The 14,387-nt window shown below is 60.1% G+C and carries 13 protein-coding genes; 9 read left to right on the top strand and 4 right to left on the bottom strand.

Translation table 11 applies throughout. The features are described 5' to 3' along the window. Window positions 1-39 precede the first annotated feature (39 nt). The 4 genes from AB0O97_RS18795 to AB0O97_RS18780 all read right to left on the bottom strand — a co-directional run bounded on the left by AB0O97_RS18795 (window position 40) and on the right by AB0O97_RS18780 (window position 3,756). On the bottom strand, window positions 40-603 hold the full coding sequence (locus AB0O97_RS18795) for a PadR family transcriptional regulator (protein ID WP_363843237.1): 564 nt from the start codon (window positions 601-603) through the stop codon (window positions 40-42). Between the two features lie 112 nt (window positions 604-715). Next, on the bottom strand, window positions 716-1,813 hold the full coding sequence (locus tag AB0O97_RS18790; RefSeq protein ID WP_363843234.1) for a glycine cleavage T C-terminal barrel domain-containing protein: 1,098 nt from the start codon (window positions 1,811-1,813) through the stop codon (window positions 716-718). A 137-nt stretch (window positions 1,814-1,950) separates the two neighbouring features. After that, window positions 1,951-2,559: an FABP family protein gene (locus AB0O97_RS18785; protein ID WP_363843231.1), complete on the bottom strand. Its 609-nt coding sequence runs from the start codon at window positions 2,557-2,559 to the stop codon at window positions 1,951-1,953. Window positions 2,560-2,790: 231 nt separating this feature from the next. Beyond that, on the bottom strand, window positions 2,791-3,756 hold the full coding sequence (locus AB0O97_RS18780) for a hypothetical protein (RefSeq protein ID WP_363884732.1): 966 nt from the start codon (window positions 3,754-3,756) through the stop codon (window positions 2,791-2,793). Between the two features lie 143 nt (window positions 3,757-3,899). Between AB0O97_RS18780 and AB0O97_RS18775 the strand changes: the two genes are divergently transcribed. From AB0O97_RS18775 to asd, 9 genes are all read left to right on the top strand, one after another. Then, entirely contained in the window at window positions 3,900-4,610 is a 711-nt protein-coding gene (locus tag AB0O97_RS18775; RefSeq protein ID WP_363884731.1) for a response regulator transcription factor, read from the top strand. 552 nt (window positions 4,611-5,162) lie between these two features. Then, window positions 5,163-6,143, top strand: coding sequence for a mycothiol synthase (mshD, locus tag AB0O97_RS18770; protein WP_363843222.1), 981 nt, complete (start codon window positions 5,163-5,165; stop codon window positions 6,141-6,143). Between the two features lie 99 nt (window positions 6,144-6,242). Beyond that, a complete protein-coding gene (locus AB0O97_RS18765) occupies window positions 6,243-8,462 on the top strand; it encodes an RNA degradosome polyphosphate kinase (protein WP_363843514.1) in 2,220 nt (739 codons plus the stop codon). Beyond that, on the top strand, window positions 8,462-9,427 hold the full coding sequence (locus AB0O97_RS18760) for an NUDIX hydrolase (protein WP_363884730.1): 966 nt from the start codon (window positions 8,462-8,464) through the stop codon (window positions 9,425-9,427). The genes AB0O97_RS18765 and AB0O97_RS18760 overlap by 1 nt, the downstream gene beginning before the upstream one ends. A 75-nt stretch (window positions 9,428-9,502) precedes the next feature. Next, complete coding sequence (locus AB0O97_RS18755) at window positions 9,503-11,149, top strand: hypothetical protein (protein ID WP_363884728.1); 1,647 nt, start codon at window positions 9,503-9,505, stop codon at window positions 11,147-11,149. Between the two features lie 5 nt (window positions 11,150-11,154). Continuing rightward, a complete protein-coding gene (locus tag AB0O97_RS18750; RefSeq protein WP_363884726.1) occupies window positions 11,155-11,595 on the top strand; it encodes a GntR family transcriptional regulator in 441 nt (146 codons plus the stop codon). A gap of 9 nt (window positions 11,596-11,604) precedes the next feature. Beyond that, window positions 11,605-12,423 carry a thymidylate synthase gene (locus tag AB0O97_RS18745; protein WP_363884724.1) on the top strand — a complete coding sequence of 273 codons (819 nt, stop codon included), beginning with the start codon at window positions 11,605-11,607 and terminating at the stop codon, window positions 12,421-12,423. Then, entirely contained in the window at window positions 12,420-12,995 is a 576-nt protein-coding gene (locus AB0O97_RS18740; RefSeq protein WP_363884723.1) for a dihydrofolate reductase, read from the top strand. The genes AB0O97_RS18745 and AB0O97_RS18740 overlap by 4 nt, the downstream gene beginning before the upstream one ends. A gap of 101 nt (window positions 12,996-13,096) precedes the next feature. Beyond that, window positions 13,097-14,233, top strand: a complete 1,137-nt coding sequence (asd, locus tag AB0O97_RS18735; protein ID WP_363884721.1) for an aspartate-semialdehyde dehydrogenase — start codon at window positions 13,097-13,099, stop codon at window positions 14,231-14,233. Window positions 14,234-14,387 lie beyond the last annotated feature (154 nt).

Below are 14,387 nucleotides of genomic sequence, written 5' to 3'. Positions count from 1 at the left end.
GTGTTCCTTAAATCTAGAAGAATTTCAGTTGAGGTACGTTCACCAGGGCAGTGTTCCGTCAGAAATATCTGAGCAGAGCTCGCGGAGCCACTTAATTTCGGCCTTCAGCATGGCCTGTTGGTAATGAAGATCAATCAAAAAACGTGGCTCCACATCTTTCGCCAATGCGTCTCCGACGCCGGTCTCCATGGCAGTCACTTCCTCAGTCAAAGCGGCTAGGCGTTGCGTTAGGAGATCAGTCACGACGTCGGCGGGCAGGTTGTGTGCCTCGTCCAAGGCCTGCGGGAAACACGGATACTCATTGATCGGAGTAGCCAGGAATTCTTTGACACGCTCTTCCAAGGCCACCTTGCCCGCTGGCAAAATAGCGTACGTGGTCCTCTCGGGCCTATTGCCGTCCCGTTCGGTCCCGATAGACTCCACCAGTTCCGCAGCAGCCAAGCGGCCCACTGCGTGATAGAGCGTGCCCGGACGGACCTTTACTATCCTGTCCTCACGGCGCTGCATCAGGACTTGATACATCTCATAAGGGTGCATGGGGCGCTCAACGAGTAGGCCCAGAGCGGACATGCCCAGCGGTGTCAGTTGTGTAGCCTTTGCCATTGGCCTTCTCTTTCACTATTCCGCATGAATTATTCCACGTGGAATAACCTGACACAAGTCTCCCTGTCGCCATAACGACAGGGGCCTTAGTGGTCTTGTGTTGCCGGATATATCAGCGCGGAGCCCGCAGGAAGCCGGTTTGACGGCCTACGACTTGACCGGCATCCGTAGCAACTATGAGCTCCTGGTTGGCCGGGTACTGTTCGCCGTCGTCGTTGACGATCAGCACGGCATCAGGATCCACTGAACGCTTGATAAGAGCCAAGGCAATGGGCCCCATTTCGTAGTGCTGGGCCGATGATGTCACAGTGCCCACCACGCGCTCATCGAGGAGCACTTCACTTCCCACGGCAGGGAGAGTGTGCAGGGACCCATCCAGTTGCAAGAAGACCAAACGGCGCGGAGGTCTGCCCAGGTTGTGCACGCGCGCGATGGTTTCCTGGCCCTTGTAGCAACCCTTGTTCAGGTGTACTGCGGTACGCATCAGGTCCAACTCGTGCGGAATGGTTTTCTCATCCGTCTCAGCGCCTCGGCGCGGACGCCATGCGGCCAGCCGCAGGGCTTCTGCCGCCCACACTCCTGCCAAGGGGCGTTGGCCCACCGTCTCCACCAAAGCTGGTGCCGGGATCAGATACTCAAACCAGGGGCGCTCCAGTCCGGGATGCTCCGCATCGGGCACGGCCGCATAGCTGTATCCTCCGGCAGAAACATGAGGCCAGGGATCTTCCCACGCGGTGAAATCCGACCACTCGGGAACTGCCACAACTGATCCCAGCACAGCCCAGTCAGCGGAGACGTCTGTGATTTCTACGCGGAGCATGAACTTCATCGAGTTCAGCCACTGGGCCAGCGGGGCGGCTTCCTCGGTCTCCACGATCAGCCAGGTGGTTTCGCCGTCATCGACCACGCGGGCGTCGTACTCGACACGTCCTTGTACTGTCAGCAACAACAATTCGGTGCCAACGTTGGGGGCAAGTCTTGTCATTTCCTGAGAGGAAAGAGTGTTGAGCCAGCTAAGTCGGTCCGGTCCACTGACCGTCACCACGCCACGGTGGGAAAGATCTACGACGGCGGTGGGAGCCTTCCCCAGATACCCAGCCAAGAGGCGCTGCTCGCGGTTGGGGTCTCCATAGTGGGAGGCAACACCGGCATCTAGGCCACCTGCTGCCACAGCGCCGGAACGGTTCAACAAAGGACTCAAATAGCTCATAACCGGTGCAACGCCTTCTCTAGGGAGCCTATTCCACCCAGCGACAACTGCCGACACAAATCCCTCCAGAAGGAGGGCGCCAACAGCGGCCGGTGAGTGGGTACGCCGTCGAACTTAAGATCAGGTGTGAGCCAGAATCAGGCCTGAGTGGGAACCTTGTGCAAGGCCGCCGACGCGTGCGCGGCCAGCGACTTGCCCTGGGCAGCCACATCCCAGCGCCAGTACAGTCCGCCATTGACAAGGCCAAAAATACGGGTGGCGGCGGTGTAACTCTTGGCACCCGCGCCGCGCATCACGGCGTCGGTGGAGAGCTGGATCTGCGGGCCCTTGATGGTTCCGTAGTACAGCTCCGAGATGCCGCCGGGGTGAACAATGGTGGCCATGATGTCGAAGCCACCGTCAGCATTGCGAAGGGATTCGACGTCGTCAGCTGTGCGCAGAGCCGGGACAATGTCGGCCGGGATCAGACCAGGGCCGCCATCGGCGTCATTGAGGGTGCGGTCGAGCTGCCAGAAGCCAGATTCAACGGAGAGGGGTCGCAAAATCGTGCCGTGCTCATCCGTCAGCCATGACTCGGCCAAGTACTGTAGATACGGCAGCCCGTTGGAGCTGAAGGTCACGGTTTGGGTGAAGTGCTCTGAGTCTTCTTCACCGGCGCCAAGACGTCCGGCGCCCTTCCACGTGCCCAGCAGCCAAGAAAGTGGCACTAGTTCCGGAGTGAGATCCGTTGGGATTTCAATAGCCATGGCGGATTACTGCTGGCCCCTGAACAGGCGCCACACCACCAGACCGGCAAACCAAGCCATGGCCACGCCGGCCAACGCTAACAGGCAAATAAAGAAAATTTCCAAGGCAAGTACGCTCATGATGCCATCCTACAATGTTCTTCGCGGTTCTTCTCACGGTGCCGTCACAGCACCGCCCGAGGCCTTCTTATCGAGCACAAAACCCTTGAGTAGCGCGCCAAGGACAGGAGGCTAGGACAGGAGGATTTTTTCAAGGAAATACACCATCGCCCCAATGGACAAGATGGGGGCCAGTGCCGCAGCGGCTGCAGCAGCCGCCAGACCGATGGTCCGCCTCGGAGCGCTGGCTGGCGCGCTAACCGGCGCGCTAACCGAAGCTCCAGCTGAAGCGCTAACTGAGTCGTTGGCATCAGAGAGTTCAGCTGTGGCGACTTCGGAGGCAGCGGTGGTGACATCTGTGGGGTCGACAGTTGCGGCGTCGACTGTTGCGGCTTCTGCAGTGAGCTTCTCAACGCTAGTTTCCTCTGCCACAAGCTTCTCAGCGGCACTGGCACCCAGCGGCCCGGCAAGTGTTCGCAGCCGCCTGAATGCGGCAATAACAGAAGCCACCACCGCGGCCAGCACGGCGGCTGGCACAATTCGCACATCTGAGAACGGCAGCGCTGCGAGCGGTCCGGCCAACACTGCCAGAACAATGGCCAAGGGCGCATTGACACGGTCCGGCCAAGGAAGCATCCCCGCAAGGAGCGCTACTGCTGCACTTATGGCAACAATGAGGGTCATACCCGGTTCCCCCAGGAACCTGAAGGAGGCTACCCATCCGCAGGCGAACCCAGCTATTGCCACGCCGGCTCCTGCACCCAGGGTAGATTCCAGTCGGTGCTTCTGGCCAGTGCCCCGGATTAGTTGCACCACCATGATGGCTCCGAAGCCCACTGCAATGTAAATGGCGGACCAGGCCAGGTAGTCCCGGCCTTCAGCAAGTCCGGCAGTCAGGGCCGCCAAGACACCAGTAAGGGCGATGACGGTGCCCAAAGTTTTTTTGGCCGGGATCCCCAGATAGTGGGGCCAGCCATACCCAAAGATAGCGGCCAGTGCCATGCTGACTCCCACTGTGTAGGCAAGGCCGAGATAGTGCCCACCGACAAGCAGTGCCAAGGCAACGATTCCAATTAGTCCGGCTGTTGATGACTTCACACACCAATCCTGCCTTATTCTGCCGGTACACTGTGGAGCAACCCAGTCGCGGAGGGTTTTAGTTTCTTGCGGATGCTCCCGATGGGCTTTGCAGGTGGTCCTACGCTCAAAGATGCGCGGTTCATGCACTTTGTTAGGGAGATATGTCGCAGATTCTGCTGCTGACCAACAACCACGGCACGTCCGTGGACGTTTTGCCTGCGCTTGAACTACTCAGCCACGAGATCCACATTCTGCCAGCTGTGCCCACTGCACTGCTTGATGCGCGGCCCTGCGAACTCATCATGGTTGATGCTCGCACGGACCTCGCCGGCTCCCGCTCCCTATGCCAGCTACTCCGGGCCACCGGCGTCAGCATTCCCTTGCTCCTGGTCCTCACCGAAGGCGGCATGGCCGTTGTAACCGCGGCTTGGGCAGCCGACGATGTGGTTCTGGACTCTGCCGGTCCAGCCGAGGTGGAAGCCCGCATCCGGCTGGTGCTCACCAAGATGGCCAGCACCGAACTGGAAGGCAATCAAGAAATTCACGCCGCCGGCATCGTCATCGATGAGGACAGCTACACAGCCCGAGTGCACGGGGCCGCACTGAACCTGACGTACAAGGAATTCGAGCTACTGAAGTACCTGGCCCAGCACCCAGGGAGGGTCTTCACCCGCGCCCAGCTCCTTAACGAGGTGTGGGGCTACGACTACTACGGCGGCACCCGCACAGTGGACGTGCACGTGCGTCGACTACGAGCCAAGCTCGGCAGTGAACATGAAAGCCTCATCAGCACCGTCCGCAATGTTGGATACCGGCTGAGCGATTTCCGCAAACTAGAGGATTCCATGGCAGAGGCCGATGCGGAAGCCTAAGCGGACTCCCAACACCCCGCGATGATGCTCCAAAGTTATCCGTGGGTGAGCGGTTAGCAGCCAGCCCGCTGGCGGGGTTACGGAGCGCTTGGCCGCACTCGAGTTTCCAGATATGGCCCTTTTAATCGTATTTTCGGGGCCTTATGTGTCGATTCGAGGATGGCGACTTGAGGATGGCGATCCCGGGTACGGGCTAGCGGGTTAACGAAGAAGGCCCGCAACCATTTCGGTTGCGGACCTTCTTCTTCGCGTGGAGGACATACGGTTCGAACGTATCGAGGACACCCCACTGGTGCATCCCCCCAGTTTGCAGTCGGAACAGGCGTGTTACGTTGTGCCAGGAGTCCCTGCTGCCCTCAAACTCTATGCCAGCTCGCTATCACCGCGCAAACTCAAACATCCGCTGTGCAACCTAGGCAAGCAGCACGGTCCACCCAACCGCTACACGAGCAACCGGCACACGCTGACCAGCACACGAGCAAGAGGGCTCTTCGACACGTTATCCAGCACCCAGTCTCGCAATACCCCAGCCGCGCACACTAGGCTGTGAGCATGAGCCCCGCAAAGACTGATAGCTGGCCGGTGACAGTAATCACAGGTGCCCCCGGGCACGAGCTGTTGCAGGAAATCCAGACCGTGATTGCCGCTGCCGAGGATGCCGATGGCAACCCGCCGTTCTCAGAACAAACCTTGGTGGAACTGAAGTCCACCACCGCTGGCCCCCACAGTGTCCTGACCTTGCTCACCTATGCCCCGGAGGACGCTTCCCCCACCGTTGGGGAGGATCTGGCAGGGGTTGCGGTGGTTGTCCTGAACGGCAGCGAGGGTGTTCTGGAAATTGTGGTTCACCCCGCCTACCGCAATGACGGTGTTGGCGCAATACTTGCGGACAAACTCGTGGAGGTCCGAGGGCTACAAGGCATTAAGGCTTGGTCTCACGGCGATCATGAGGCGGCCGCAGATCTGGCCGCCAGCTACGGCTACCGCGCCATCCGCGAACTGTGGCGTATGCGCCTGGTCCGGCAGGCGCCGTCGTCCTCTGAACCGGTGACCACTACTAATTATGACGTGCCCGACGGCGTGACGTTGCGGACATTTGTGCCGCATCAGGACGAGGCCGCCTGGCTGGCCGCCAACGCCGCAGCTTTTTCCCACCACCCCGAGCAGGGCTCGCTGACCTTGGCTGATTTGCAGGCACGCATGGCCGAAGCATGGTTTGATCCGCAGGGATTCTTCCTCGCTGTGAACGAGACCGGGGAAATTTTGGGTTTCCACTGGACCAAAATTCATCCCGCTCGTGCAGGGCAGGCTGCCATGGGCGAGGTCTACGTTGTGGGTGTCACCCCGGCTGCCCAAGGCATGGGTTTAGGCAAAACCCTTACACGCCAAGGTATGGATTATCTGCAAAACGCCGGGCTGCGGGCAATTATGCTTTACGTTGACGCTGACAATGAAGCGGCAGTGTCGCTGTACCGCAAACTGGGATTCACCAAGTGGGACTCCGATGTGATGTACGGCCCGCTCTCCGCTTAGCCCGCCTGCGGTAGCAGCCAGACTTGTAATGTTGACTCCACCAGCTCCAACCACGAGGACTTATCGATGAAGCGCGAATATAAAGGCCCCCTCAATGCGATGGCCACACAGGGCCGGGAGCGCTTTATTGCTGGCGAAGTCCCGTCGGCTCGGGCTACCCAGGATCGAATTGAGATTCCCGAATTCGAGCCTTCCCTCGCCCCCGAAGGCCATGTCAGCCCCGACCGCTTCCTTGATCGGGAACTGAGCTGGCTGGCCTTTAACGCCCGGGTTCTGGAATTGGCTGAAGATCCCGATCTGCAGTTGCTGGAACGCGTCACGTTCTTGTCCATCTTCGCCTCGAACCTCGATGAGTTCTTCATGGTGCGGGTGGCTGGTTTGAAGCGCCGCATCGCCGCCGGTTTGGCCGTACCGTCCCCCGCTGGGCTCAGTCCTATGGAGGTGTTGGAGCAGATCAGCGACGCTGCCCATGAACTTCATGCCCGGCACGCGCATGTCTTTGCCAGCCAGATCCGTCCGGCACTGGCCTACGAACACATCCACCTTGTCCATTGGGACGAGCTCGATGACCCTTCCAAGGTTCAGCTTTCGAAGATGTTTGCCGAGAAGATGTTCCCCATCCTCACCCCGCTCGCGGTGGATCCGGCACACCCCTTCCCGTACATTTCGGGATTGTCCTTGAACTTGGCCGTTGTGGTGCGTAACCCTGTCAGCGATAAGGAACTCTTCGCTCGTCTGAAGGTGCCGGATCTGCTGCCCCGTCTGGTCTCCCTAGACGGTTCACGCGCCGGCACGGTCCCAGGCCGTGTGGCCCGCTTCATCCCCCTGGAAGAGGTCATTGCCCAGCACCTTGACCAGCTGTTCCCTGGCATGGAGATTGTTGAGCACCACACCTTCCGGGTGACCCGCAATGAGGACCTCGAAGTTGAAGAGGACGACGCCGAGAACCTCCTGCAGGCGCTGGAGAAGGAGTTGCTTCGCCGTAAGTTCGGCCCGCCGGTGCGCCTTGAAGTTGCCACCGACATCAACCCCAGCATCCTGGAGCTGTTGGTGAGAGAGCTCGATGTTGAGGAGTCGGAGGTGTACTTCCTGCCAGCTCCGTTGGATCTGCGTGGTTTGTCCATCATTGGCGGAATTGACCGGCCGGATCTGCGCTACCCCAAGCACGTGGCCCACACCTCCCGTGATCTGAACGCGTCAGAGACCTCCAAAGCGGCTAACGTCTTTGCGGCCATGCGCCGTCGTGACATTCTGCTGCACCATCCTTACGACGCCTTCTCCACATCAGTGCAGGCCTTCTTGGAACAGGCCGCGGCCGATCCCAAGGTGCGCGCTATCAAGCAGACCTTGTACAGGACTTCCGGCGACTCCCCTATTGTTGATGCCTTGGTGGACGCCGCCGAGGCCGGCAAGCAGGTTCTGGCATTGGTAGAAATCAAGGCCCGTTTTGATGAACAGGCCAATATTTCATGGGCCCGCAAGCTGGAACAGGCTGGCGTGCACGTGGTCTACGGCATTGTTGGGCTGAAGACCCATTGCAAGCTCTCGCTGGTGGTCCGGCAGGAGCAGGACGGACTGCGCCGCTACTGCCACATCGGCACCGGAAACTACCATCCCCGCACGGCTAGGTACTACGAGGATTTGGGGCTGCTGACGGCGGATAACCAGGTGGGCGAGGACCTATCCAAGTTGTTCAACCAACTCTCGGGTTACGCCCCCAAGACCTCCTTCGACAGGTTGCTGGTGGCCCCCCGTTCCGTGCGGAGCGGTCTCATCGACTTGATCGATGCCGAGATTGCGAACAAGAAGGCCGGGCTACCGGCGCAGGTTCGCATCAAGGTCAACTCCATGGTGGATGAAGCCATCATTGATTCCCTTTACCGTGCCTCGCAGGCTGGCGTAGAGGTTGGCGTGATTGTGCGCGGCATTTGTTCGCTGCGTCCCGGAGTTCCCGGCCTCAGTGAAAACATCACTGTCCGTTCGGTGCTTGGCCGTTTCCTGGAGCACTCGCGGGTGTTCACCTTCGCCAACGGCGGCGGCGACGACAACAGCATTGTGTACTTTGGTTCTGCCGACATGATGCACCGGAACTTGGACCGCCGCGTCGAGGCTCTGGTCAGGCTGTCCAACCGTGAAGACATTGCCGAAGTGAACTCACTGATGAACCGGTACCTCGACCCGGCAACGGCCAGCTGGCATCTGGATAATGAGGGCGAATGGAAACGTCACCACCTTGATGCTGACGGAAACCCGCTGCTCGATGTCCAGTCCTGGCTGCTGGCCAGCCGGTCACGTTCGCGATCTGCACAGCACCGTTAATGCGAAACAAGGAACACCTCGATGAACCGGTGGATGAGGGCACAGCTGTTTCCATCTATGCAGCTGGCGCCCTCTGCTGGCGCACTAAAAAGAAGAAACTTGAAGTGCTTCTGATCCACCGTCAGCGGTACGACGATTGGTCCTGGCCCAAGGGCAAGCTGGACAAGGGCGAAACCCTTCCCGAATGCGCTGTCCGGGAAGTGTCTGAGGAGGTGGGCCTGCCCATCACCTTGGGCATTCCCCTTTCTTCCATTCGCTATGCCGTCAAGTCTGGCTGCAAGGAAGTCCACTACTGGGCTGCCGCCGCCGGTGACATGCCGGTGCTCCCGGACGGAAAGGAAGTGAATGAGGTCCTTTGGTGCAGTCCTAGCAAAGCCCGTGAGCTCCTGTCTAACCCATCGGATCTGGAGCCTTTGGAAGCACTGGTGTCCGCCTACGACCGTTCCCGGCTGGGCACCTGGCCGCTGCTGATTATTCGGCATGCCAAGGCAAAGCCGCGTTCGGCGTGGACCCGGGCTGAAGGTGAACGACCGCTGGCGGCAACTGGCATGCGGCAGGCTCTCTACTTACAGCGGCTGCTTATGGCTTGGCACCCAAACCGCATCTACACCAGCGGCTGGATGCGCTGCATTTCCACCATCTCCCCGTACGCTCAGCACACCAAAGCCAAGGTCAAGGTGGTGCAGCGTTTGACGGAAGCCGATCACAACCGGCACCCGGCAAAGGTCACAGCAGTTGTTGAAAAATTGCTGACGCGCTCGTCGGCCACTGGCCTGTGTACGCATCGACCGGTGCTGCCCACCGTACTGAAAGCCTTGGCCACGCATATGCCGGCAGAAATGCGTAAATCCTTGCCGATACAGGACCCTCATCTGTCCCCCGGCGAAGTCCTCATTGCACACGTCTCCTTGGATGAACCGGGCACGATCGTGGCTCTGGAGCAGCACAAACCTTACGACGACTGACATCGGCACCCACTAGCACCGATGAATCTTTGTACCGTACACTCGGTACAAAGATTCATCGGTTATGGGGGCAAGATGTTTGGTATCAACTGGATGGAAAAGCTCATCGTCTTGGGCACCGCGGGCATCGGCATAGCCGTCGTGACCTACTTTATTCTGCGCGTATTTGTGTGGACTAAGGGGCAATCCAAATCCTTGGAGTACATCCGCAGGCATGCGTATTGGACCGGGCTGATCGCGTGGGCCGTCAGCAGCCTGTCGGGAGCCAACCGGGCGGGAATCTACGATCCCGGCCAGTTTTACGCAAGCAACTGGTCCACCATCCCCTGGTTTGCCATCCTCGGCCCGGTGGTGGCGGTACTCGCGGTCCACACCATCGGTCAATCCACCTGGCCCGCACCAAAGTCACCCCGCCGTATAGCCGTCCTAGAGTTTCGACGGACCCGCGACTACGTTGAGCCAGCACTGGGCTGGACTGTGGCCGGCATCTTCACACTGACAGCAGCTATTACGACGTTTCTCTTCTTCGCCCCCGGACTCATCTCCGCCAAAAGTGTCATTCTCGGTGAGACCGGTCAATCCTCCCAGACCGAGTACGGCCGGGCACCCGGCTATATTTTGGCAGTGTCATTGACCGTAGCGCTCGTTGCCTTGGCCGCTGGCACTCTGTTGGTCATGCGCCTGATTGCCTCACGCAGATCTCTTGAGCATCTGACTCCGGAGCAAAACAAGACCCTACGCACAATTGGCATGAACCGTTTGCTGCGTGTTTCAGCAACGGTGGCTTCAGGGCTTGGCGCCATTGCGGGCAACTATTTGATGCAGCCCGCGCCGGACTCTACCGCGACATCTTGGGTAAACTGGCTGGCCATCATCAACATGGTGGTCCTGATCGCCATGCTCCTGTGGAAGCCTCCGTTCTTGGATTCTGAAACCGACGACGCCGGATACAACGCTTTGTTCAACACCGGCCGATCTGTAGCGACGTCCGCAGGAGACGGCCCCGCCGCGGCCAAACTGAGCAACGCGGCAGGTGTAACGGCGCCTATTGCTGGCACCCTTGGTCTCCTTGTTGGGCTGCTGACGATCCCTTGGTTTGGCTGGCTGGGTCCACTCACTCTCGCCCTAGTTTTCGTGCTGCTCTCACACTTGGGCTTGGAACTCTTGTTACGAAAAAACTACGCCACACCTGGCACTACCCGGACCCAGCTCAAGGCTGCCGTCCCCACAACTCTTCTTGTCGCCATTGCTATTGGTGGGCTCAGTCTCGTTCCTATGCTCAGCATGGTGAGCAGCATCAACAAGGGCGGCATGTACGACTGGCCCAGCTTTGGTAGCTCCACACCCCACTTCTTGGTTCCTCTTATCTGCGCCGTGGCGCTCGTGGGCGCAGGCGTAGCTTCGGCAGCGGTTGTCCTTCGGAGCCCTAGCTTGAGCAACGCGTCGGAATTGCTGGATAGAACGCTGCGCAGGCGCTCTTTGTTTAGAATCTGCCGGACAGTGGGCGGTGGCTTGTTCGCACTTTTGGCGGCCGCTTCACTGAACGTAGGAACGGAGCCAACGTTTGGCGGGGAGTCAGCGAGTTCTGAGTTCGGGATGGTCGGCGCGTTCTGCCTTGTGGTGGCAGCTACCCTCTGCTTCTACCCGGTACGGGGCTTCACACCTGCCGATTTCATGCCAGCAGCAGCGAACGCTACGGGCACCACGAGTCTGAACAAGTAGCGCCCATGGACGCTCAGATTGTCATTGACCTGCAAACGGGAACTCCTCCCTACGAACAGATTCAGACTCAGATCTCCTCGCTCATCGCCGTCGGTGAACTCCCGCTCGGTACGCGCCTGCCGACTGTCCGCGCCTTGGCCGCCGACCTTGGCGTCGCCGCAGGCACGGTGGCCCGAGCCTACAAGGAGCTCGAGTCGGCAGGGATCGTCATCACCAACCGGCGCCAAGGAACTGTGGTTGCGAAAAGCGAGTCTCGACAGGCTCGACTAGCGCAGGCTCGCCCGGCGGACGCCGGGTCTGGACACGTTCCACCACCGGAGACGACGGGTGATGCCGTTGAGGTGATGGCCGCCGTCGACCATCTGATTATTGTGGGTGAGGCAGCCGGGCTGGATGGCAAAACGCTGATTTCCCTGCTGCGGGGGCGACTTGCACAGGACAAGTAGACTTGCACGGTGACTATTTTGACCCCGTACGAAGACATGCTGCGCGATGTGCAGGCCAACGGCACCGCGAAGTCAGACCGCACCGGCACCGGCACGCGCAGTGTCTTTGGCCGGCAGCTGCGCTTTGATCTGAGCGAGAGTTTCCCGCTGATCACCACGAAGCGGGTGCATTTCAAGTCGGTCGCCATGGAGCTGTTGTGGTTCCTGCGCGGTGATTCCAATGTGCGTTGGCTGCAGGAAAACGGCGTCAAGATTTGGAATGAGTGGGCGGACGACGCCGGCGAGCTGGGTCCCGTCTATGGCGTCCAGTGGCGCTCGTGGCCCACGCCGGACGGGGAGCACATCGACCAGATTTCCACCGTCATGGACTCGCTGCGGGACAACCCGGATTCGCGCCGTCACATTGTCTCGGCCTGGAATGTTGGCGAGTTGAAGAACATGGCGTTGCCGCCGTGCCACGCCTTCTTCCAGTTCTATGTTGCCCCCACCGAGGACGGCCGCGGCAAGCTCAGCTGCCAGCTGTACCAGCGCTCGGCGGATACTTTCTTGGGTGTGCCGTTCAACATTGCCTCCTATGCTTTGCTGACCATGATGATGGCGCAGCAACTGGACATGGAGCCCGGCGAGTTCATTTGGACCGGCGGCGACGTTCACATCTACGACGATCACCAGACTCAGGTTGCCGAGCAGCTTTCCCGGGAACCGTACCCGTACCCAAAACTGCGCTTCACCCGCAAGCCTGACTCGATCTTTGATTACGATTTTGCAGACTTTGAACTGGTCGATTACCAGCACCACCCTTCGATTAAGGCGCCGATAGCAGTATGAGCGAGTCCCCCTCCACTTACCGTTTTACCCAGCCCATTGTTGGCATGATCTGGGCGCAGACCAACCAAGGCGTCATTGGGGCTGAGGGCGGCATGCCCTGGCACCTGCCCGAGGACATGGCTCACTTCAAGCGCGTCACCCTAGGCCACCCCGTGGTCATGGGGCGCAAAACGTGGGAATCGTTCCCGGATAGGTTCCGTCCGCTTCCGGAGCGCACCAACATCGTGGTGACCCGGCAGCAGGGGTGGGGTTCCACTCCTGAGGCGAGTGGCGCCGTCGTGCTTGACTCGGTGGAAGAAGCCCTCGTTGAGGCGCAGCTCTCCCCCGGCGGCAACGAGGTGTGGGTCATTGGTGGCGGGGAAATCTTTGAACAGGCTGCCGAGCATTGCAATGTGGCCGTGGTGACAGTCATCAATACAGACGTTTCCGGCGATACCCAGGCGCCGGGGCTGGGCCAGGAATGGACCTTCCGTGGGGCGTCGCCGCTGCAGGGCTGGCACACCTCCAAGAACGGCACCGAGTACCGGATCACCATGTGGGCCAAGGGCGAGACGGAATTTTCGGCCGAATAACACTGCCCCCGGCCTCCACGGAGGCGCGAAACGCCGTCGTACATGTTCATTAGATGACACGCATTTGCCGTCAGTTTGCCCTACCCCCGTAAACTTGGAACATGACCAATAACAATGTTACTTCCGTCGGCCTTGTCGGCTGGCGCGGCATGGTCGGTTCCGTTCTGATGCAGCGAATGCAGGACGAAGGCGACTTCGGCGATATCAACCCCGTTTTCTTCTCCACCTCGAACGCCGGCGGCAACGCCCCGGTGATTACAGGCGCTGGCGATGCCGGCAAGCTCGAAGACGCCTTTGATATTGATACGTTGGCGAAACTTCCCATTATTGTCACCGCCCAGGGCGGGGATTACACCAGCCAGGTGCACACCGATTTGCGCAAGCGCGGCTGGGACGGCCTCTGGCTGGACGCCGCCTCCACCCTGCGCATGAACGACGATTCCATCATTGTGCTGGACCCCGTCAACCGCGACGTCATCGACGCCGGTCTGGCCAACGGCACCAAGGACTTCATCGGCGGCAACTGCACCGTCTCCTGCATGCTCATGGGCTTGGGCGGGCTGTTCAAAAACAACCTGGTCGAGTGGGGCACCTCCATGACCTACCAGGCAGCTTCCGGCGGCGGCGCCCGCCACATGCGCGAACTCCTGAACCAGTTCGGCACGCTCAACTCCGAGGTGTCTAGCGAACTGGAGAACCCGGCGTCGGCCATCTTGGACATTGACCGCAAGGTCCTGGCCCACCAGCGCGAGGGCGTTGACTCCTCGCAGTTCGGCGTGCCGCTGGCCGGTTCCTTGATCCCCTGGATCGATGCCGATTTGGGCAATGGCCAGTCCAAGGAAGAGTGGAAGGCCGGGGTCGAGACCAACAAGATTCTAGGCACCTCCGCCGAAAACCAGATCATCATGGACGGCCTCTGCGTACGCATTGGCGCCATGCGCTCCCACTCCCAGGCGCTCACGCTCAAGCTGCGCGAGGACCTGTCCGTGGCCGAGATCGAATCGCTGCTGGGCAACGACAACGAGTGGGCCAAGGTCATTCCCAACACCAAGGAAGCCTCCATGGCGGACCTGACCCCTGTGGCGGCATCGGGCACACTGGATATCCCCGTGGGCCGCATCCGCAAGATGGAAATGGGCCCGGAATACATCAGCGCGTTCACCGTGGGCGACCAGCTCCTCTGGGGTGCCGCCGAGCCGCTGCGCCGCATGCTCAAGATCGCCGTCGGCACGCTCTAACGTACGGCCAGGGTGCGAAAAATGCGCCCGTCCCCCAAAAATGCGCCCGCTCTACGGGGCGCATTTCCACAGGATGTACCAGGGCTGGATGATGGGCGCCAACAGCACGACGGCGGCAAACGCCAACGCCATTCGACGCACCACATGTTGCGGG

It is taken from the genome of Specibacter sp. NPDC078692, assembly GCF_040686835.1.
GTDB lineage: Bacteria > Actinomycetota > Actinomycetes > Actinomycetales > Micrococcaceae > Specibacter.
Note: the sequence above shows the minus strand (reverse complement) of the source record. Positions and strands in the feature narration are given on the sequence as shown.